Source organism: Motilimonas sp. E26, from assembly GCF_021278025.1.
Lineage (GTDB): Bacteria > Pseudomonadota > Gammaproteobacteria > Enterobacterales > CBDFNC01 > Motilimonas.
Window position 1 is genome coordinate 48642 of record NZ_JAIBHJ010000021.1, and the last position, 21572, is coordinate 70213.

Annotated in this window: 23 protein-coding genes; 11 read left to right on the forward strand and 12 right to left on the reverse strand. The window is 42.7% G+C overall.

The features are described from left to right. Window positions 1–73 precede the first annotated feature (73 nt). A complete protein-coding gene (locus tag K1M91_RS15915; RefSeq protein WP_232803248.1) occupies window positions 74–817 on the forward strand; it encodes an outer membrane protein OmpK in 744 nt (247 codons plus the stop codon). A gap of 85 nt (window positions 818–902) precedes the next feature. After that, window positions 903–1901: an adenosine deaminase gene (add, locus tag K1M91_RS15920; RefSeq protein WP_232803249.1), complete on the forward strand. Its 999-nt coding sequence runs from the start codon at window positions 903–905 to the stop codon at window positions 1899–1901. 72 nt (window positions 1902–1973) lie between these two features. On the opposite strand, the gene K1M91_RS15925 is transcribed toward add, so the two are convergent. Together K1M91_RS15925 and K1M91_RS15930 are read right to left on the reverse strand one after the other, a co-directional pair. Further along, window positions 1974–2279, reverse strand: a complete 306-nt coding sequence (locus tag K1M91_RS15925) for a hypothetical protein (RefSeq protein ID WP_232803250.1) — start codon at window positions 2277–2279, stop codon at window positions 1974–1976. A gap of 29 nt (window positions 2280–2308) precedes the next feature. Continuing rightward, a complete protein-coding gene (locus K1M91_RS15930) occupies window positions 2309–2704 on the reverse strand; it encodes a GFA family protein (protein ID WP_348983272.1) in 396 nt (131 codons plus the stop codon). A gap of 222 nt (window positions 2705–2926) precedes the next feature. Between K1M91_RS15930 and sppA the strand changes: the two genes are divergently transcribed. The 3 genes from sppA (at window position 2927) to K1M91_RS15945 (ending at window position 5196) form a co-directional block, all read left to right on the forward strand. Beyond that, window positions 2927–3874 carry a signal peptide peptidase SppA gene (gene sppA, locus K1M91_RS15935; RefSeq protein WP_232803252.1) on the forward strand — a complete coding sequence of 316 codons (948 nt, stop codon included), beginning with the start codon at window positions 2927–2929 and terminating at the stop codon, window positions 3872–3874. An 81-nt stretch (window positions 3875–3955) separates the two neighbouring features. Further along, window positions 3956–4489 (forward strand): YbaK/EbsC family protein, encoded by a 534-nt coding sequence (locus tag K1M91_RS15940; protein ID WP_232803253.1) that lies wholly within the window; start codon window positions 3956–3958, stop codon window positions 4487–4489. A gap of 122 nt (window positions 4490–4611) precedes the next feature. Then, on the forward strand, window positions 4612–5196 hold the full coding sequence (locus K1M91_RS15945; protein ID WP_232803254.1) for a hypothetical protein: 585 nt from the start codon (window positions 4612–4614) through the stop codon (window positions 5194–5196). Window positions 5197–5276: 80 nt separating this feature from the next. Here the strand turns inward: K1M91_RS15945 and nspC are convergent, their stop codons facing one another. The 6 genes from nspC to K1M91_RS15975 form a co-directional block, all read right to left on the reverse strand. After that, window positions 5277–6410: a carboxynorspermidine decarboxylase gene (gene nspC, locus K1M91_RS15950; RefSeq protein WP_232803255.1), complete on the reverse strand. Its 1134-nt coding sequence runs from the start codon at window positions 6408–6410 to the stop codon at window positions 5277–5279. Between the two features lie 53 nt (window positions 6411–6463). Further along, window positions 6464–7684 carry a carboxynorspermidine synthase gene (locus K1M91_RS15955; protein ID WP_232803256.1) on the reverse strand — a complete coding sequence of 407 codons (1221 nt, stop codon included), beginning with the start codon at window positions 7682–7684 and terminating at the stop codon, window positions 6464–6466. Between the two features lie 15 nt (window positions 7685–7699). Beyond that, window positions 7700–9157 (reverse strand): aspartate aminotransferase family protein, encoded by a 1458-nt coding sequence (locus K1M91_RS15960; RefSeq protein ID WP_232803257.1) that lies wholly within the window; start codon window positions 9155–9157, stop codon window positions 7700–7702. Further along, on the reverse strand, window positions 9150–10565 hold the full coding sequence (locus tag K1M91_RS15965; RefSeq protein WP_232803258.1) for a diaminobutyrate--2-oxoglutarate transaminase family protein: 1416 nt from the start codon (window positions 10563–10565) through the stop codon (window positions 9150–9152). The genes K1M91_RS15960 and K1M91_RS15965 overlap by 8 nt, the downstream gene beginning before the upstream one ends. A 693-nt stretch (window positions 10566–11258) precedes the next feature. Continuing rightward, a complete protein-coding gene (locus K1M91_RS15970; protein ID WP_232803259.1) occupies window positions 11259–11798 on the reverse strand; it encodes a lipid-binding SYLF domain-containing protein in 540 nt (179 codons plus the stop codon). A gap of 150 nt (window positions 11799–11948) precedes the next feature. Continuing rightward, on the reverse strand, window positions 11949–12632 hold the full coding sequence (locus K1M91_RS15975) for a DUF3334 family protein (protein WP_232803270.1): 684 nt from the start codon (window positions 12630–12632) through the stop codon (window positions 11949–11951). Between the two features lie 275 nt (window positions 12633–12907). Between K1M91_RS15975 and K1M91_RS15980 the strand changes: the two genes are divergently transcribed. Then, the gene (locus tag K1M91_RS15980) at window positions 12908–13495 is read left to right on the forward strand and encodes a single-stranded DNA-binding protein (protein WP_232803260.1); all 588 of its coding nucleotides are present in this window, start codon (window positions 12908–12910) and stop codon (window positions 13493–13495) included. A 7-nt stretch (window positions 13496–13502) separates the two neighbouring features. Here K1M91_RS15980 and K1M91_RS15985 read toward each other — a convergent pair whose 3' ends face one another. Then, window positions 13503–14129, reverse strand: coding sequence for a dUTP diphosphatase (locus tag K1M91_RS15985; protein WP_232803261.1), 627 nt, complete (start codon window positions 14127–14129; stop codon window positions 13503–13505). Between the two features lie 160 nt (window positions 14130–14289). Here K1M91_RS15985 and K1M91_RS15990 point away from each other — a divergent pair, with 160 nt between their 5' ends. From K1M91_RS15990 to K1M91_RS16005, 4 genes are all read left to right on the forward strand, one after another. Beyond that, window positions 14290–15051, forward strand: a complete 762-nt coding sequence (locus K1M91_RS15990; RefSeq protein WP_232803262.1) for a hypothetical protein — start codon at window positions 14290–14292, stop codon at window positions 15049–15051. Further along, window positions 15048–15509, forward strand: coding sequence for a CreA family protein (locus K1M91_RS15995; protein ID WP_232803263.1), 462 nt, complete (start codon window positions 15048–15050; stop codon window positions 15507–15509). The genes K1M91_RS15990 and K1M91_RS15995 overlap by 4 nt, the downstream gene beginning before the upstream one ends. A 36-nt stretch (window positions 15510–15545) precedes the next feature. Beyond that, window positions 15546–16283, forward strand: a complete 738-nt coding sequence (locus K1M91_RS16000; RefSeq protein ID WP_232803264.1) for a tRNA-uridine aminocarboxypropyltransferase — start codon at window positions 15546–15548, stop codon at window positions 16281–16283. 288 nt (window positions 16284–16571) lie between these two features. Beyond that, window positions 16572–17045 carry a GNAT family N-acetyltransferase gene (locus K1M91_RS16005; protein ID WP_232803265.1) on the forward strand — a complete coding sequence of 158 codons (474 nt, stop codon included), beginning with the start codon at window positions 16572–16574 and terminating at the stop codon, window positions 17043–17045. 295 nt (window positions 17046–17340) lie between these two features. Here the strand turns inward: K1M91_RS16005 and K1M91_RS16010 are convergent, their stop codons facing one another. Next, window positions 17341–18234, reverse strand: coding sequence for an EamA family transporter (locus K1M91_RS16010; protein WP_232803266.1), 894 nt, complete (start codon window positions 18232–18234; stop codon window positions 17341–17343). Between the two features lie 96 nt (window positions 18235–18330). Between K1M91_RS16010 and K1M91_RS16015 the strand changes: the two genes are divergently transcribed. Then, the gene (locus K1M91_RS16015; protein WP_232803267.1) at window positions 18331–19716 is read left to right on the forward strand and encodes a PLP-dependent aminotransferase family protein; all 1386 of its coding nucleotides are present in this window, start codon (window positions 18331–18333) and stop codon (window positions 19714–19716) included. Window positions 19717–19936: 220 nt separating this feature from the next. Here the strand turns inward: K1M91_RS16015 and K1M91_RS16020 are convergent, their stop codons facing one another. Both K1M91_RS16020 and K1M91_RS16025 read right to left on the reverse strand, forming a co-directional pair. Next, entirely contained in the window at window positions 19937–21157 is a 1221-nt protein-coding gene (locus K1M91_RS16020) for an amidase family protein (protein WP_232803268.1), read from the reverse strand. Between the two features lie 75 nt (window positions 21158–21232). Then, the coding region (locus K1M91_RS16025) for a pentapeptide repeat-containing protein (RefSeq protein WP_232803269.1) at window positions 21233–21572 on the reverse strand (340 nt) is incomplete at its 5' end.

Consider the following 21572-nt stretch of genomic DNA (forward strand, 5'->3'; position numbering starts at 1 on the left):
CCAGATTAACGCAATGGTTAACACCTAAACATTGCAATCTAATTACCGTGAGCAAAAAGACAGGGATATTAAAATGAAAAAAATTGCCATTGCAGCAGCTATCACTTTGGGCCTAAGTGCACCTGCTAGCGCAGAATACTTATACGGTTTTGGTAACGTAAGCGTTAACGCACTTGATTGGTCAAACGGCAGTGAAGAGCGTGCGGCACACCACAAAGACTTCGTTTACCTTGAGCTAGAGGGTGGCGCAGGCTTCTCTTGGGGTGAACTATACGGTTTCTTCGATGTTGAAAACGTACAAGAAGATTCAAGTGACCTACGTACTGCTTACAAAGGTACTGCAGCTTACAAGCTTGGCGAATCAGGCTTTCGCGCTTATGCTCAGCACTATGCGACAGACTCAAGTGGCTTCTCTTCGAGTAACACAGTGCTAGGTGGTCAATACCGTTTTGAAGGTGAAGGCTGGTTTGTAGCGCCATTCATTGGTAGCCACTACACCATTACTAACCCATCTTGGACCTCTGGTTTCTCTGGCTTCAACGGTGGCATGGCCGGTTGGACTGCGGTTTACAACTTTACCGCATTTGATCAAAACTTCTGGGTATCTAACTGGCACGAGATGGAATTTAGCCGTAAAGATGCATATATTGCTTCTTCTGGTGAAGAAAAGGGCACATCAATGAACGGTGCACTTGGCTTCTGGTGGAATGCAACAGACAACATCACTGCAGGTATTCAATACCGTTACGCTGATAAAAAGCTAGGCAGTGCTGACAACCTAAACGCCGTGATCTACTCTATGCGTTACAACTTCTAATTAATGCTTGCCATTAATTAATGAAAGTCAGGCTTAGGCCTGACTTTTTTATAATCCACGATAACCCTAATCTGGACTGCAAAAAATGATTAATAAGCAATACCCACTCGTTGATTTACACCGTCACTTAGACGGTAATGTGCGTGTTAACACCATTTGGGAGCTGGCACAACAACACAATATTAAGTTACCTGCTGACTCACTAGCAACGCTCGCTCCTTATGTTCAAATTCAAGGAAAAGAAAGTAGCCTAGTGGCTTTTTTAGCTAAACTGGATTGGATGGTGGGAGTGCTTGCCGATTTAGACGCAGTGAAACGTATTGCTTATGAAAACGTTGCCGATGCGGCTATTTCAGGACTGGATTATACCGAATTACGTTTTAGCCCATATTACATGGCCATGGCTCATAAGTTACCACTACAAGGTGTGGTTGAAGCTGTGGTTGATGGTGTTCAAGCAGGTTTAAAAGATCACGCTATCAAAGTGAATTTAATAGGTATTATGTCGCGTACCTTTGGTCAACAAGCGTGTTTAGACGAATTAAACGCTTTATTGGCGTGTAAACAGCATTTAGTGGCGATGGATTTAGCCGGTGATGAGCTTGGCTTCCCAGGTGAATTATTTAATGAACACTTTGCTAAAGTGCGTGCAAGTGATTTAGCCATCACTGTACACGCGGGTGAAGCAGCTGGCAGCGAAAGTATTTGGCAGGCCATTAACGAGCTTGGCGCGACGCGAATTGGCCATGGCGTTAAAGCAATACATGATGAAAAATTACTCGCGTTTATGGCGGCCAATAGTATCGGTATTGAGTCTTGTCCAACCAGCAATATTCACACCTCAACGGTGGCAGATTATAAAACGCATCCGATTAAAACTTTCCTTAACGCTGGTGTGCCCGTGAGCCTTAACACCGATGATCCAGGTGTCAGTAACATTGATATCGCTCACGAGTATCAGATTGCCGCTAGCGAGATAGGCTTAAGCCAAAGCGAAATATTTACGTTGCAAAAGAATGGCTTAGCAATGGCATTTTTATCCGATAGTGAAAAACAAGCGCTGATCAGCCTTAAGCAGGGCTAAGTTTTCGTTTTACACTCTTGCCTAAGCCGCTATGACAGCGGCTTTTTTTGGCCATTTTTGTTTGATACTTTTTTAGACAGCCTCACTTAGTTCACTGATCCATTGCTCGGGATCCGAAATAATCAATTCGTAAACTTGTCCACTTGACAAGGTAATGCGTATCGCGTCTGTTGTGATAGGTAATATGCCACCGCCTTTACCTAAACACTTGGTCACTGAGGTGATTTCATTGCGCTTAAATTGGTAGGGGCCAAGTCCAAATTGCTGATTGTAAGGTTCAAAAATAACGACTGAATCTGTTAACAGCAGTTTGCCATCGGCTTTTGCTACGCCAACTTGAACGGTAGCCACAGAAGATTTAATTATGTTTGTAGACATATTGCCTCCTAAGTAGAGTATCTTACTCATTATTCATGTGGGTGCTCAATAAATTGTTTTGCCTTATCACCAATTACTAACCAACTTGGTTTCTCGGAAACAAACTCATGAAACTTAACTTCCAGATCGAGTTCACTGTCTATACAGTTGGCATTAATAGGGAAAAACTCCATATCTGACAGTATTTCGCCAAGTGAGGTACCGCAAACAGAACAAAAGCAACGATTATATTGGTAAGGAGGCACTGCTTTAAATGTTGTAATTTTGCTTTGGCCTGCCGTAATACAGAAGGTATCTGATTTGACGAATGCCAAGGCGCTAGCGCCTACTTTTCGACATCGGTTGCAATGACACATGCCTATCATGTTCGGTTTTTCGCTTATTTCAAATTGAACAGTTCCGCAACAGCAGCTTCCTTTTATCATAATATGCCTATTTATATATAAATATTTGATCAATGGAGAGGTTAAAGTACTGTGGATAAATACAGTTGTCAACAGGTGTGGATTAAATCAGCTGAGTATGGCGTTTTTGTGTTGAACATGGTTATCGAGACGAAAAAAAATATCGTTTAGGTATCATTGTTTGTTTGCTCTGTATATTCTTATCAACTAACTAATATTGACACCCAATCAAGGAGTTAACCTGTGAGCCAAGAGCCTGAACAGCAATGGATCAAACAATATATGAAAGAAAGTTTTAGCGAGCAGAAAAAATCGCGGCGCTGGGGCATTGTTTTTAAACTACTGACTTTTATCTACCTGTTTGTTGCCTTGTTTATGTTTTTAAACATAGGAGACTTGAAGCAGGGCGCATCTGCTGACAAAGAGCACACGGCACTGGTTAAAGTGACAGGCGTGATTGCGGCGGATCAAGATGCGAATGCTAATATTATTGTGACCGGACTGCGTGCGGCGTTTGAGAATGAGCACAGCAAAGCCGTTATGTTACACATCAACAGTCCCGGTGGCAGTCCGGTGCAAGCGGGTTATGTATATGATGAAATCAAGCGTTTACGCGGCATTTACCCAAACAAGAAACTTTATGCAGTTATTTCCGAGCTAGGTGCATCCGGTGGTTATTACATTGCTGCTGCCGCAGATGAAATTTATGCTGATAAGGCAAGTTTAGTGGGCTCGATTGGGGTTACCGCTTCAAGCTTTGGTTTTACCGACACCATGGAAAAACTGGGTGTGGAGCGCCGCCATTTTACGGCGGGGGAGCACAAGGCTTTCTTAGACCCATTTTCACCGTTAAAGCAAGAGGAAAAAGTGTTCTGGCAAGAGGTGTTAAACAAGACTCATCAGCAATTTATTAAAGTAGTTGAAGATGGGCGAGGCGATCGTTTAAAAGCCACTGAAGCGGATGGTTTGTACAGTGGCTTAATTTGGAATGGTGAACAAGCACTTGAGCTTGGCCTTATTGATGGTCTAGGCAGCCCAGGGCAAGTTGCTCGTAATGTGATTAAAGCTGAAGATATTATTAACTACACAGTGCAGCCGTCACCGATAGATGCATTTACTAAGAAATTAGGCATAGCCTTAGGGCAGGGGATCAGTAGCCAAGTGGTTAGCTCTAATATCATTATGCAATAACAATCCGCTGCTACTTAGAGAAATATGCTGTTAAGCCGTTTCCTTCTATACTTTACATAATGAAGTAGAAAGGAAGCGGCTATGATCCAAGCAAAACTGCAAGCCTTATTCGAGTTAAATCAAATTAGCTATTATATTGGTGAATTTGATCCCGCCTACACCTCCCAACACCGCGCGCAATCAGCACACATTTCAGGCTATGAACTAGCTAAGGCCGTGATTGTCAATTTAGATGCACAACTTGCGATGGTTGTCGTGCCAGCCCCCTATAAGCTGGATGTAGAAGAATTAGCGCCGGAGCTAAATGCTGAGCGAATATTAATCGCCTGTGAAGAAGAATTTATGCCCTATTTTAGTCAGTGTGAGTCGGGGGCTGTCCCTCCGTTAGGGCCGCTGTTTCACTTACCGGTATATATGGCCGCAGACTTTGAATTACAACCTTGGATATATTTTAATGGTGGTAATCACCAAGAAATGATCAAAATGAAAACCGTTGATTTTATTGGTTTAGTTTCACCCGTGATGATAGAAAACGGTTTTTACCTCGCCGGTGATGAGCATGCAAAATGGCGTGAGCAATTAAGGTTTCATCGTCACTCTAGTTTGCTGCATTAATAATGCATACTTTATGTTCTCAAAAAATTTAACTATCACTAAGTGATAAAAATGGCTTGCTCAGTTCAGGCTCTGTTCAGTGTTAGGAGGATAATATACATGAAACGATGAGGAGGCCACTTATGTATATTTCAAACACGACTACCCACACGAATATGCAACCTATGATAATGAAAAACGCATTATCTCATTCTGCCTCAGTTGCTGGGCCTGCTCAAACCTCGGTGAGCCCATATTCCGATACCGTTAATATTTCAGATGCGGCAAAGCAGCTGATGTTACAAGAGCAGCAAGGTAAACCCGTGCATCCTGTTGCGCCATTACCAGAAGGGTCAAAACCAAGCGATTTTAAAGACGATTATATTGCGCTGAAAAAAACTCAATATAAATATAACGCTGCATCGGATGCAATTAATTTAGCAACGGGTAACGGAGCAGGGCTATCGGCATCTTCAGCGTATTATTTGTCTACTCACGATGATGCCAGAGCTGAGACAATGGGAGTCTACGCAGCACAATCTCAAGCACAATTAGCCGAGTCTTTTATGGCGCAGAGCCATGAATCAGATGAACAAGAAACCAATAATAGTGTAGAGCCTTATCTTGTTTCATATGATGAAGCGCTAATGGCCGCGAGTGTGAGTTTATTGGCTGCGCAAAAACAACGCCGTGAAGTGACTGAAAATATGGCAAAAACCGCCGCTTAATCCAGTGCTCACCTAGCTAAGGTTAGGTGCTTTCATAATAGGCGGCGAACTTCATCAGTCACCGCCGATTGCTATCGTTTTTATTGAGCCGAAACTGAATTCACCGACAGCATACGTTTGAAGTCTTCATAGCCAAATTGGTTAAGTAGCTCAACTTCACCATTGCTGCGTTGGCAGTAAATCGCTGGCATTTTAATGCCGTTAAACCAGTTTAATTTTACCATGGTATAACCGCCGCTATCTGCGATGGTTAGGCGTTGGCCTATTTCAAGTGGCTCCGCAAACTTTGCTTCACAAAATTGATCGCCGGCAAGGCAAGAGCAAGAGCCGATCACATAAGCGTGCTCGCCGTCTTCAGTAGCCTCTGCGACACTAGCAGGTTCATTATAGATTAAGGTGTCTAAGCGATGCGCTTCAGTCGCACTGTCCACAATGGCAGTTAGCTTTTTGTTTTCTACTATATCCACTACGGTCACGACTAAGTCAGTGGTTTTCGTGACGACGGCTTCACCTGGCTCAAGATAAAGTTGCACGCCGTGTAGTTCACTAAATTCTTTTAGCTTTGCGGCGAGAGCTTCAAGATCATAACCGGGGTAGGTAAAGAACACGCCACCGCCTAAACTAACCCATTCAAGTTTGGCCAATAAATCAGAAAAGTTTTCAGTGATATGGTCAAGTAGGGCGCTAAATGAAGACACCGACTTGTTTTCACAGTTCATGTGAAACATCACACCTGAAATTTTCTCCGCGATGTTAGCTTCTAGAATCGACTTTCTCACTCCTAAACGGCAAAACGGACGAGCAGGATCGGCTAAGTCTTGTCCCGCTGCGCTGCGCTGTGGATTTAGTCGCAATCCCACTTTACATGAATCCGGCACAAGATGCGCAAAACGGTTAAGTTGTGATTGTGAGTTAAAAATGATTTTGTCGCTTTTGTTGGCAACATCAAGCACATCTTGCTCACTGTAACCGACACTGTAGGCATGGGTTTCTTTACCGAAGGTTTCATGGCCTAGCATCACTTCATAAGGGCCACTACTGGTGGTGCCGTCTAGATAAGGTTCAATAATGTTGAACACCCCCCAGGTTGAAAAACATTTTAATGCTAATACCAGTTTAACGCCGCTGAGCTCTTTTAGTTTTTTACATTTTTCAAGGTTGTCGATTAACTTGTCTTCATGGATCATGAAGTAGGGAGTTGCTAATTCAGTCATATTATTTCTCTTAAAATCTGCGAAAAAAAAGCCCCCAGTTGGGAGCTTTTCGATTAAGCGTTAGGTGTGAGCTCTTGCACATCCCAGCTTAAGCCGATTTTCGGCATTAACTCTAAAAAGTCATCTGGGTTTAGTTGCTCTACATTATACAGACCAGGCTCTGCCCATTTATTCTGGAAGTAAAGTAGCGCTGCTGTTATGGCTGGAACACCTGTGGTATATGAAATAGCTTGGTGTTCAACTTCGTTATAGGCTTCTTCATGGTCACAGATATTATAGATAAATACACTACGTGGTTGACCGTCTTTTTTACCTTGTAACCAAGTGCCGATACAGGTTTTTCCAGTGTAACCGGGTGCTAAAGAAGTTGGATCAGGCAATAGCGCTTTCAATACACGCAATGGCTGCAATTCGACACCATCAACGTTAATCGGATCAGGGCTTAATAGGCCAATATCACGCATCACATTAAAATAGTTTAGGTATTTGTCAGAAAAGCCCATCCAAAATTCAATGCGTTTTGCCGGAATAAACTCTGCCATAGAGCGCACTTCATCGTGAGCCATGGAATACACTTTTTGCTTACCTACTACTGGGAAGTCAAACTCTAACACGCGACTATGACAAGGCACTTGGTGCCACTCACCATTTTCAAAGTAGAAAGAATCCCCTTGAATTTCAAGCATGTTGGTTTCTGGATCGAAGTTAGTCGCAAACTTACGTCCATGATCGCCAGCGTTTACATCCATCACGTCGATGGAGTCAATTTCATCGAATAAGTGTTTGTGGCCATAAGCGGCAAATACACTGACAACACCAGGGTCAAAACCCGCACCTAAAATGCCGGTAATTCCCGCAGCTTTAAAGCGTTCACGGTATGCCCATTGCACATCATATGCCTCTGGTACTTGTTGGCCAGGGCTACATAAGTCAGCCGCAACAGAGGTATCTAAGTACGATGTTTTTGTGCGGTAACAAGCTTCCATAATGGTGACATTAACCCATGGAGGACCAGCATTAATCACGAGTTTAGGTTTAACGTCTTCAATTAACTCTATCAGCGCATCTAAATCGTCAGCATCGACTTTTGCCGCACTGATAGCGGCATTTTTGTCTTTTTGATTATCACGTAACGCGATTGATGCAATGATCTTTTCACACTTCTCAATATTTCGTGAGGCGATAGTAATATCGCCAAAAACATCATTATTTTGAGCGCATTTGTGCGCAATTACCCATCCGACTCCGCCGGCTCCTATTTGTAAAATAGACATACTTTTTCCTAAAAATTATTTAAGCGCTTTCGCAAATTTCACGATCTTTTCGAACAGCTCGTTAAAATTGTTCAGTGTTAAACAAGGGTTCAAGATAGTCAGCTTTAATGCTGCTTGGCCATCTACGGTTGTTTCCCCTAAAACCGCAATACCTGCTTTCAACAGTTGCACTCGTAACTGACGATTAAACTCGTCAACATTTGCACCCGTATTTTCACCAATGTATCTAAACAAAACAGTTGATAGTGGAGGTTGAGCTAATAACTCAAATTCATTGTGCTGCGTCACCATGGTTGCGACTTGCTGGGTTTGTGCTAACAAGTGATCCACCATTTGCCCCAGTGTTTCAGAGCCCACAGCACGTAATGTCATGAGTACTTTTAACGCATCAAAGCGACGTGTTGTTGAGATGGTTTTATCCACTAAATTTGGCAAATCATCGCTTTCACGGTTTAAGTAGTCTGCATGATGTAATAAGTACTTAAAATTCGTCTTATTTTTTAGCATCACCGCACTACAGCTAACCGGTTGGAACCATAATTTATGGAAATCGACCGTTACCGAGTCAGCTAGTTCGATGCCTGCTAAGCGCTGTTTAGATTGACTTAGGATCACCGCGCCGCCATAGGCTGCGTCAACATGGAACCAAATTTTGTGCTGCTCGGCAATGCTACTAATGGCCGTTAGATCATCAATGGCGCCATGATCAGTTGTGCCAGCGGTACCGACCACGACAAACGGAATTAATTCCGCTTGTTTTAATTGCGTTAACGTCTCTTCAAGTGCAGTTAAAATAAGTGTGCCGTCTTGGTGCGTTGGTACACACACGACAGCTTTTTCACCTAAGCCCATAATTGAAGCAGCTTTTTTAACGGTAAAGTGGCTCTTGGTTGAGCAAAGAATACGCAGTTTCGGTGCGTATTCAGGCAAGCCTTCTTTTTGAATATTATGACCGGACATCACATCAGCAACCCAGTCACGCGCCATTAATAGCGCCATAATATTACTTTGCGTCCCACCGCTGGTGAATACGCCATCACTGTGCTCATCAAAACCAAATTGCTTGCATAGCCAATCAGTTATGTATTGTTCAACATAAGTGGCTGAGGCCGATTGATCCCACGAGTCCATCGATTGGTTCTGCGCGGCAATGAAGTTCTCCGCAGTGATCCCAGCAATCAGTGGCGGCGTGTGCAAATGCGCAATGCAATCTGGATGTTGCACAATAATGGCGTTGCGCGCGACCAGTTCAGCGGTTTCGCTGATCACTTGGCTCAATGGTGACACGCTACCTTGGTCAAGACGCAAATCATAAATAGCACGTTGTAATGTTGTTGCATCCATGGCTGAGTAAGGCTTATCTGCAGACTCAAACACCTTAACAATTTCGTTAACGCTGTTAGACATTGCATTACGGTAGTTATCGCTACCGTTTTCACCAACTTGAATAAAATGTTGTTGCCAATTATTCACTTGCGCACTCCACAGACGCGTTGACTGCTTCGGCAAAAGCCCACGCAGCATAATCAATTTGCTCTTCATTGATGATCAATGGTGGCAAGAAACGTAGTACCGCACCGTGACGTCCGCCTTTTTCAATAATCAAGCCACGCTCTAGTGCTGCGCGCTGAATACGTGCCGCCATTTGTGGGTCGGCTAGTGGCTCACCCATTGCGTTAGTAGCGCCAGGCTCTACAATTTCAATGCCAATCATTAAGCCTTTACCGCGTACTTCAGCAATACAGGCTTGCTTACTTTGTAGATCAAGCAATTTTTCGGTTAAACGAGCGCCCATGTTTAGCGCGTTTTCAACTAAGTTGTCACGCTTAATAATTTGTAATGCCTTCGCGCCCGTTGCCATTGCTAACTGATTACCACGGAAAGTACCGGTATGTTCACCCGCATTCCAGCTATCAAATTTTTTCTTAAATACTAAGCATGACAAAGGCAAACCGCCGCCAATAGCTTTCGACATAATTAAGATATCAGGCTCAACGCCTGCGTATTCGAATGCGAAGTTACGACCTGAACGACCAACACCACATTGAATTTCATCAAAAATAAGTAGGATACCTTGCTCTTCGGTAATACGACGTAGCTGTTGTAACCAGTAAGCAGAAGCAGGGATGGCACCACCTTCACCTTGAATCGGCTCAACGATGATCGCGGCCGGTTTTACAATGCCACTTTCTTGGTCGTGCAATACTGACTCAATGTAACGAATCGATGCTTTGTCACCAGCTTCGCCGCCCAAACCAAACTTACAGCGTAAAGAATAAGGGAAGGGGAAGAAATGCACATCTGACATTAAACCAGTACGGCGCTCTTTTGCATTTAAGTTACCTGTTAAAGCCAGTGAGCCATTGGTCATACCATGGTAAGCACCATGGAAAGAAAAAATATTATTTTTTCCAGTGTACAGCTTAGCCAGCTTAATTGCTGCCTCTACTGCATCTGCGCCTGATGGGCCGCAAAATTGAATACATGATTCATTAGCAAACTTAGCCGGTAAAAAGTCCATCACTTCTTTGATGAAGGCATCTTTAGTAGGCGTAGTAATATCAAGTGTTTGGTAAGGTACACCTGAGTTGAGCTTGTTAATGATTTCTTGATTGATTTCTGGGTGGTTGTAACCCAGTGGCAACGCGCCAGCACCGGCTAAACAATCAAGAAAAGTTTGTCCCTTGGTATCTTGAACCAATACACCCTTTGCATGTTGGATCGCAATTGGAAAACGTCTTGGGTAAGAGCGCACTTCTGATTCATAGTGCTCTTGGCTTAACAACACATTATCAGGTGTTAAGTCGTACACTGTTTTGAATTCAGGAATCATTTGGTCGTGGATTAGCTCCTCAACCCCTAGGTTAACAACGTTATTCATACTGGTTATCCCAACAATAAATTTTTTGTATTAATTCAAGCGACAATAAATGCTTCGAATTAACGAATAAATAAAATAAACCCATGCGAAAGCGCATAAGGAGAAATTTAAATTGAGTAAGGGGCGATCAAGGCTCTGGCACCAGGCAAAATTGACTGGTGACCGGATGTAGGTTGGTCTGTTGAGAGATCATAATCATTTCGGGCTCCTAAAACTGTTAATGAAAGACAAAATGTCTTTACACTATCCCTACTATTACGGGGGCTGGTTACCCCATACCGATTATCTTGTCCGTATAGATTAAGGCCATACGGCAAGGGCTGCTCATTTTATCACCAACTTGAATGTTTTCAAGCTTAGCGATCTTCCTATCTCACACTTAATTAAATCGTCATTTGTGTTGTTTGACGGATATAAAAAAGCGGCGAAAAAATACCATATATCGGTAAATGTGCAAGCTTTTTTAAAATTGATCTCGTAAAAAAAAATGCTGCATTCAATTTAACCAATATAGAGAAAGTATTTTTCATTTATATGAAAGAGTTAGAAAAAAGTAGACGAGAAATAAAGCGAGCTAAAATGGAAAGTAAAGCTCGCTTTTTCGTCACTAGAACTTTAACAAAACTGTAATGAATAACAACGGTGCAAAAAGTGGGGTTTAGTTTCACTAATATTGTTGTCTAACAATATCGTTTAGTAAGGAGTGAAATTAAATTTTTGTCCTCCAATGGCCGCTTCGTACATTAGGCCTCCTTTTGCATAAGTGAATATGGCCATGCCTTCAACGTAAGTACCATGCTGATGCTTATGATCGGTACCAGCAGATGTCCCAGAGGTGCTAGCTTTCGCTTGCGCGCCTAACGTGATAACAACGGCTGAAACTTGCGCTGCTAACTCGAAATTCCCACTGGTAAACTTGTCATAAGCGCGTTTATCTTGGAAAAATACAATCTCGCTAAATGCTTGCCCACCGGCTTGAAAGCCAAAGGATAGTTGCACTAACGAAGTATCACCCATCCTTTGATTTCCTTTAAATACCACACCTTCGCCATATGAGCCGCCAATACCTAACCCTCCTTTACCTACGGTTGGGAATACAGCATAACCATAAGAGTTCTTGAAAAAGGGTTTAACTTGAGGGGCTTGCTTAAAATCATCAATTGTCACTTGCACTTCGTCAGCTAAAGTGGGCCCAGATATCAGTAGGCACAATATCAATAGAACTTTTTTCATTTCAAACTCCATAAAATCAAAGGACAGGTAATAGGCTAGACCATGAAGTAATGATAAGGATACTTTGTTACAAAATCAGTGACCCAGTATTGGTTAAATTATGGGTAAACAAAGTTTAACCAAACCTTAACCAACACTGTAAAAATGAAACTAAATACCAAGTTCGTCGAGTAGATCTTGGTCTATATCAACAGTCGGTGCTGGCGCAGGTTTATCGGATGCTTTTTGATTGTTCTGCGTATCACTGATGATTTGGTCAGGATCAACGTCAGCTTTAGGATCAAAATCGTGTAGCTTGATAAATTCAGTTTTATCCATTGCCAATTCAAGGTAGAAAATATTGTGCTTTTCGGTAGTAAAAGTTACCCGCCTTGCCTGTGGGCGATCCAAGTTTGTGTCGATCGACACCACCACTTGTTTATTAATCGTTAACATTTTTGGTTGGTTTTGGGTAATTGAAGTATGCAGCTCTTTACCGATAGCGCCGGTAAAATCGCCCACAATTTGGTTCATTAATTCACCCATTACATTGCCAACATCATCGGAGGTGTGCATGGTGGCGAGCTCTTCTTTTGGAATGCCCATGTTGACCATGTAATTGTGATAAATTTCTAACGCCGCTGCCGCTGAGAAATTGATCAAAACTAAACCCGAGAAGCCGCCATCAAACAACACGAAACAACCAATGTCTGGTTTTAAACATGTTTTATTAATTTTTTGTACCATTGCAGAATAATTGATGTCGCTAGCGGTCGCACTGGCCAGTACGCCGGTGACTGATTTACATAACACTAATAAAATGTCGTCGGTGGTGACTATTTCTGTTTTTCTCATTGATTTTCCCGTATCAGTCGGTTTTTTCATGGATGTTTACTCTATATATGTCATCTCTTAGGGTTTTAAAATGGCTAAATTGATAATCTGCTACCTTTGTCTCTAGTTATATTAGGAGAAGGAAGCAAAAATGCCTTCCTTTAAGGGACTAATTGATCACTTTGTGACATTTATGCTTAACGTGCTACTCAGAGATTTTTATCCAACTGTTGATAATCGTTGAATAAAAAACCTGCATGGGTATCCTTTAACGAGTTAGAACTTAAGGTGTATTCATGAATAATCAAGTGTTAGGTTGCCAAGTTAACTTGTTAGGCAATGTTGTTTCTAAGCAGAACACGGTGCGTTATTTTGCCGATGGCAAGGCTGTGCTGATGCTGGATCTTGTGGTTAAAAAGTCGTGGAAAACTGCTCAAGGCGAGCTTAAAAGCCATGATACTTTTGTTACCGTTCGAGTGTTGGATTCGCTAGCAGAGCAAATAGCTAAACAAGTACAAGCTGGCGATGCTTTATTTGTTCAAGGTCGCTTGGGCAAATACATCGAGGTGGCTCAGTTACAGTGGGCAGATAAAAACAAATTGTTTTGGAATCAAGTATATTGCAGCGGAGTAGTGAGCCAAATTGAGCGGCTAAAGAGTGTGAGTGATGCCGATTACCTTAAGTTGGTGTTGCAGCTTGAACAGACGACTTTAGAAGTCAATTTACGTGGTAAAACCGCCGAGCTGATGTTGGATAAGCTGACGGAGCAGCAAAGTCTGTTAGTTGAAGGGGCCTTAGGTTCAAAATCGGTTAAAACCGCTAGTGGGTATGAGCGTCAATACTGGATTGACGGTCATACCTGTGTCAATTTTGAGGTAAAATAGTGACGCTCTAAGCGGGATAAACTCGCTCTAACTCTTGATAGACCTCTTTAGCAAATTGCACCGACTGACTGTCTAAGCGGTGCAATATGTCCATTAAGTGCTCATTGTCTTCTCTGTTATCCCACACTTTAATGTATTCACCGCTTTGATAGCCTTTATTTTGGCGAAACATGTTTAAGGTATTTTTACCCACATACATGCGATACATTTGATCAAAACTTAAGCCTATTTGTTGCATGCAACCAGCGAAGGCCCTTGCATCAAACGATTTATTTGTTACGGCCGCACTTGCTAAGCGCTCTAACGTAGCGGGAAAGTCATCGCCTAAGCTTGGTTGTTCAAGCTCGCTTGCTAAGGTTTCAGAAATAACGTCAAATGACGTTTGGCCATCAATGCGAATACTTAAACCAAAGTGTAAAATATCAACCAGCTCAAGCATAACCTGCTCGGTATCAGGGTTTTGTTTTTTCCACCATTTCCAGCCAAAATGGTCTAGCATTTCAGCGCATTCCACCCAGATAGCACGATGCCAAGCAAAACCTTGATTGAACCATTGTGGGTGAACCTTAGTATTCATTTGATGCTGCATATCCAACATTTGTTGAATTTGACTAGCGGCTGAGCGCGGAGACATAAAATAATCCTTCGTATTCAAAGCGCCATTATACCCAAGCGACGGCATGTTCAGCGTTTGCTGCTTGGGTAAACACGATCTTAGTAATAAAAAGTGGTATTGTTACGGTTGCTAGTTTAATTAGCAAATAGTTTAAGCAAATGCAGTGCAAGGAGTACCTGTGTTAACTTGGTTGAAAAATTTAATGCGTCCAGCTGAACTGATTAGCGCTGAGCAGCAACAATGGCTAGAGCAGGGCATGGCGCAATTTAACCGTGTCATGGCTTTACATCAATTTAGTCCGCGACTGATAACCCCAACAATTAAAGACTTTCCGAGTAAGGCAGACTCGCCAGAAGGCATTGCGCTGGCAACCTTGCAACAGATAAAACAGTATATGGGTTTAGAGCAGCAGAGTTTTACCATTAAAGCACCCAATCAATTTGATGTTTCGCTCCCTGCTCACTTACTGCAGCCGATGGTGCTAAATCAAAAGCAAAATGCCCTTAGTCAACCGGTATATATTGATTATCATCCCGCGCACCTGAATAATCCAAACGCCTTGGTTTCTGTCATGGCCATCCAGTTAAGTCATTGGTTATTGCAACCGTCTGAGTTGGATGCCATTGGCGGCGAACAAATGCGACCACAAGCGGCAGAGTTACTGAGTATCGCACTAGGGGCAGGGATCATGGTCGCCAATAGTGCCTTTACTTTTCGCGGTGGCGGCTGTGGCAGTTGTCATAACACAAAATTAGGCCGCCAAGCGATGCTTTCTGAGGCGGAAACTTGCTATGCTATTGCACTGTTTTGCCAAAGCCATGATCTTGACTATAAAAAGGCATTGCCCCATTTAAAACCGCATTTACGTAGCATGGTAAAAATGGCAAACAAACAGCTAACAAAAAAAGCAGCGACTCATTTTAAGGCGATTACCCAATGAAAAAAAGATTCACGCTATTTGGTTTCACTACGGCTCTGTTGTTACTTAGCGGATGCAGCGATGACGTAGGCAAAGTTAGTCTTGGCTTGTTTACGACTAAAGATGTGATCATCGAAGCCATGACCGACCCTAAGCTACCCGGCGTGACTTGTCACCTAAGTCATATTAAAGCCAATCTTGATTTTGCCGATCCTTCCGATATGGCTATTTCTTGTCGCCAAACGGGTCCCATTAGCGCTGCTGAAATAGCAAAAATCGACAAAAGTAAGAGTGGTGAAGTGGTTTTTTCTGCCTCTAAAAGTATTTTGTTTAAAAGTTTGAAAGTGCGTAGGGTATTTGATGCTGAGCATCAAACGTTACTCTATCTCAGTTATTCAACCAAAGAGACTAACGGTAGTCATAAACACTCTTTGTCGACAGTGCCTCTTTATGGCAGTGAAGCTTGGCAAGCACGCTAGCGTCCCGACTGTAATATTAAGATTTATAAGGTATTTATGAGCGAAACTCATGCTGTGCAACGCTTATATCAAGCGCGAATGCAACGGGTGACAAGACCCTATTTAGCGCGCGGGGCAAATGTAGTTAGATGTAAATTGTGCATGATCAATGCCCATCTTTGCATTTGCGCCCATCGACCGAGTATTAAAAGCCAAGCTGCCTTTATGCTGGTCATGTATGATGATGAAGTGCTTAAACCCAGTAATACCGGGCGCTTAATAGCAGATGTAGCGAGTGATTGTCATGCTTATATATGGTCGCGCACTGAGCCTGAGCGGGCCATGCTCGACACCATTAATGATCCTAAATACCAAGCGTTTGTTGTTTTTCCCGGTGAGTATGCCGCGTCAGAGCGAGTGGTGAGCCAGCCAGAAGTTCCGCTAGGTAAAATTCCGCTATTTATTCTACTGGATGCAAGTTGGAGCCAAGCGCGAAAAATGTTCAAGAAGAGCCCTTGGCTTGCCCACTTGCCGGTGTTGTCTTTTGCACCTGATTTGGTATCGCGTTATTTAATTCGAAAAAGTGTTCAAGACCATCAACTCGCGACAGCTGAAGTGGCGGCGCTGGTTTACGACAGTATAAATGAGCCCAAAAATGGCGCGTTAATGAACGCTTGGTTTGACGTATTTAAAGAACATTACCTTACCGGCAAAATGCAACGCCAGCTACCCGAACAAGGGGCACTGCAACGTTTAGCGTTATTACAAGGTAATAACGCTGCTGATATTACTTAACTAAGTAATTGAAAGGGATAAACCACCTATTATAGACTCACATGATAGGCGGAGCTGAAAGTTAGAGATCTCCAGCTACCGATCAGGTTACAGAATAATCAATATATTACTCTTTGAAATAAAAAGGGGGGTGGACGGTTTAATTTGAATAAAGTTAGCTTGTCAAAAGACGACAACCTAGTTTAAATGACAAGGTTAAATCGTCATCAATTCACCCCCGCAAAAATGCGGGTTGGACTTGCTAGCGCTCGCCTTTTATCGCAACGTTAGCAATAATCGAGTAGGTATATGGAAATTAGCTTTAGAGTAGCAACCGTAAATGATGCTGAATTAATAGGTTCTTTAGTTATAGATCTTACTGCTGAAATATGTGAATTAACTAATGCAGCACATTTTGATATCGATTTATCAGGCACTATTGAACGTTGTGAAAAATTAATTAACGGTGGTCACTATGCCGCAATTATTGGACGTCATAACGAGACGCCAATTGCAGTCGCGACTATTTCAGAAACATATGCATTATATGCCGGTGGTAAAATTGGTGTCATACAAGAGTTTTACGTTCTACCTGATTTTAGAGCTTCAGGTGTAGGTTCAATGTTAATAGAACAGGTGAAAAAGTATGGCAATAAGCATGAATGGGCTTGTATTGAATTATGTACGCCACCTCTACCTGAATTTGAACGTACGTTAAACTTTTATCAAAAAAACGGTTTGAACCCTGTTGGTGGCCGTAAAATGAGACAAGCATTGTCGTAACTCATTTATGATTCTTTGTTCTACAAGGCGCTCGTGATACCACAGGCAACGGTGAGACGTTCACTGACACCTAGTTTGATTATTTGGCTGATGCCTATACAGGACTATTTCTGGTCACCCCAAACTCATTTTGGGGCATAAAATGTGCCAGCCCAGATCCGGCTAACTCGAAGCTGGACAAAAGCTTGTTACGATTTCTCGGAGTTGGCTAGCTTTCGGATAAGATTAGGTAGGGCAAAAGGAAAGGCCCGCTCCCACCTTTCTTGTTGACAGCTTCGGCACGTACGAGGCAATGTTAACTTTGAGTTACTGGCTTAGCGTTTACTGATCTCTGTGGTTGAGGTGGTTTCACGATTAAGCCAATACCAATCAGAAACAGTGTACAAGCTATTATTTGAGCTACGCTGAGCACTTCGTCATACATGAAGTAGCCTGATATCAGCGCAAACACAGGAACAAGTAAAGTCAGTGGGGCTGTCATGCTTAGTGGGTAGAGGATCAGCAGACGGTTCCATACCCAGTAACCAAATAGCGTGGTTGGGTAAGCTTGAAATCCAACGGCGATAGTTGTGCTAGTATCCCAAACGTCAAAGGCATGGGTTACGATGCTCGGGCCATGCATACTGACCGCAAACAGTACCAGCGGAACTGGCGCAAACAACATCCCCCAAACATTAAAGGCAAAAGCTTGAGTGGTTTTAGATGCTTTCACGATCATCCCCATGATCGTCCAACACGTTGCGGCAATCATAATAAGTGCCAGACCTTGAGGGGTAATGTTGCCATTGGTGGCGTATGCCAAAATCAGTAGAGCAACCAGAGCCGTAATTGCACCTGTGACCTTACGTTTTGATATCATCTCTTTATGGATAAAAACGCCTACCGCCATGCTGATTAAGGCATTCGATGAGAGTAAAACCGATGACATGCCTGAAGAAAGGCCAGCTGTAATTGACCAAGAAGCCATGCCCCAAATACCCACGCCAAATACGATGCCGTAGCTAATGAGGTAGCGCCAAGCCACATTTGGTCTGCGAATAAAAAAGAGCGCTGGTAAAACAGCGAATGAGAACCTTGCTGCCGTTGCTAATAGTGGGTGAACTTCGGTAATGCCCATTTTAATCATCGAGAAGTTGAACCCCCAGATCGCCATTACTAGCACCGCTAAAAATAAATCGTTACGCATCATAACTGTCCCCCTTATTGTTGAAAAACATTATTGCTTGAGTACAGTTATAGGTACAGACACAATTTTTTAATAAAAATAAGGTACAGTTTTTCACTTATGACTATGTACAGAATGATGGCGAGCCAGTTTGTTCGTGAAATTGAGTCAGGTAAATTGCCACAAGGTAGCCGTATGCCCTCACTTAGGCAGATTTCAAAACAGCAGTCGGTGAGCATGTCTACGGCAGTACGCTGTTACCAAGAACTGGAATCACAAGGGTGGATTCATGCTCGCCCTCAAGCGGGTTATTACGTGTCGGCTCGTAAAAGCCAACATCGAACGCCTCAAATCGTGCCATTCATCAGTAAGGTTTCGAGCGTTGACCAAAGCTTTGCGATTCATTCTGAATATAATGGGCCGCTTGGCGTCTCTAGCACGGACATTGATGAACAAGCGTTGAATGAATTAGAGCGCAGCTTTCGCCGAGCCAGTAAGCGTTTAGGTAATAGCAGGCTCAATCAGTACCCGAATAGTCAAGGTGAACCGTCTTTGCGAAATGCACTGAGTGCCCATTTTGCCAAGCGTGGACTGCATATTAACCCAGCTGAGTTGGTCATCACTTCTGGTTGCATGCCTGCGATTAAGTCTGCGTTAGAATCGTGTACCCAAGTGGGGGATGCGATAGCGATTAGCTCGCCGTGTTTTAGCGGTATTTTGGATTTACTGGGTCAAATGGGTCGCAAGATTGTTGAGATCCCATCACTGGAAGACGGCATCGACTTGGCTCAGCTTGAATTTCATCTCAAGCAAAGTAGTGTCAAAGCAGGCATTTTTTGTACCTCTCACATGAATCCACAAGGGATCACTATGTCAGCACAGCAAAAGCAAACGTTGGCTGAGCTTGCCAATCAGTACCAAGTGCCTATCATCGAAGATGACGTCTATCTAGAGCTCTCTTACGCCGAGCATACACCATTGCCAGCCAAGTATTATGACCAAGGTGGCTACATCTTGTGGTGTGGTTCAGTGTCGAAAAGTTTATCACCTAGCTACCGTTTAGGCTGGTGTCTACCTGGGTGCTATATAGAACGTTATCGTCAGCAACATAGCGCTTCAAGCTTTGGGGTGTCTCTACCAACTCAGCTTGGTATTGCAGACTTTATCGAATCAGGGCACTACGCCAAGCAGCTAAAACGTCGCCGCACTAAATTGCTTAATTTGAGGCAAGCTTACCTTGGTTTTCTTACCGAGCATTTGCCTGAGAAGGTCAACATCAGTAACCCTCAAGGGGGAATGGTGCTTTGGTTACAAGTACCCGATCTGGACTCGGAAAAGTTCGAATCCTTGATGGCAAAGAATCAAATTGATATTCGCTTGGGAAGACTGTTCAGCACGCTATCGCTTTATAATGATTGCTTAAGAATCAACATAGGCTTTGAGTTAACCAATGAGGTCAAAGCAGAGTTAGTGAAGTTGGTGGAGGCGATTAAGCAAGCGTGCTGACCCAGATCAAAGTGAATAGGGGCTAGTCTACTTTTTGCCCCAAAAAGCTAAGTACTCAAAAACCATAATTCTGTTATTTGCTATGATACTTTTTGAAAGTCATTTTGGGGCGAAGGTGTGTTACACATTCATGTCAGCACATTTCTGGACATAAACGATATTAGAGCAACCTGTCAGTTCTAGCCACATGGAGGAAATATAACCATAGGTTGTATTTAGACTACTTGGGTGAACTTCTAGAATTCAAAAGTAACTGCTTTGCACTGGATATTAAAAATTCATCTTGATAGAAACCTGCTGCCACTGACAGACCAACAGGAGCGTTATCTATATTTGCTATTGGTATCGATATTTCAGGCAGACGACCAACACCAGAAAACGAAGTGATCGACATAGTTCGGTCATAAAAATCTAGCGCTGTTTCCATATCCTCAAGCGAATTCTTTAATGGTGCAATCGTGGGTACAGTGGGAAATACAATCAAATCTCCCTTCTTAATAAACGAGAACATCTGACGAAAATATCGCTCACAAAGACAAAGAGAATCGCTAACCGACTTGCGTTCAAACTTTCGCACAGTTTCATATTTCATAGCAAAAAATGGGCTAAGTTCAGGCGATTCATGTTCAATCCAGTTACCTACAGTGTTCAAAAACTCAAAAGTTTGTAATGGTCTTAATGCATTAACATTAAGCATATCAAGTGTTACTTCTTCGCCAAGAATATCGCTCAGTGTAATAGAGACCACATTGGCATCAATATTAACCAATAAATTGTTGATACTCTCTTTTATAAGAGCTGATACCTCTGGATCAGAGATATTAAAGGCATCTTCAAGCAGGTAAATTGTCTCTATTTTTGGGGATGCGACGCTGTCAGTTTTTAAAAGCGTTTGCATAACATCACCCAATACATTTATATCATTGGCAAAAGCCCCAACCGTACTTGTGCTAGGGACAAAAGGTAAGACACCTGCCTCTGAAATTCGATGCATCGTTGGTCGCATAGCGTAAACGCCACATAAACTTGCAGGCACTCTGATTGAGCCTGCTGAATCAGTTCCAATGGCAAAATCCACTAAACCACACGCAACAGCAGAAGCCGAACCACTCGATGAGCCTCCCGGTATTCTATCTGGCACTTTTGGGTTGATAGGTGTTCCAAAAAAGAAATTTTCGCCATCTAAACTATATGTGAATTCATCTGATACCGTCTTCCCTAAACAGGTTGCCCCTGAGCCTAATAGCTGATCAACACACAAGGCGTTATAAATGGCCGCCTTATGTTTATTTTGCCAAGATGGGCTCCCATAGGAGGTTTTATACTGAGCAATATCAATATTATCTTTAACGGCAAATGTAAGCCCATTAAGTGACCCATTGCTATATGGCTCTATAGTGAAGGTTTCAACAAATGCGCCAGAGGATAAAAAGTTATACATGGTAGCTCCTATGTCTATGATTGTAAGGCTGAGAATATTATGAGCTTTATAAATTTGAGCGTTTAAAATCGCACATCAAAGCAGTTTGTCAGGAATAACAACCACCCCCAGTTGCTCCAAAAGCTGCTCTTGTTGCCATGAACAAATCTTCACGCCAGTTAAATCCACTTTACGAGGATCCAATCCATTTAACTCTGAATGAGTGAGATCACACCCCTGAATTTGGCATTGTTCCCAGAAGTCCTCTGAAAATGATCCTCTGCTTAAATCTGACTCTTTAAAAGAGGCCCATTGCAGGCTCGCTCCTATCCATTTATTTTCAAATAAATCGCACTTTTCTAGGGCGTGTTGATCTTTCGCGATGGATTTTTGAGCAGCATGGTAAAGGGTTATAATTTGCTTCGCCAAAAGTAAA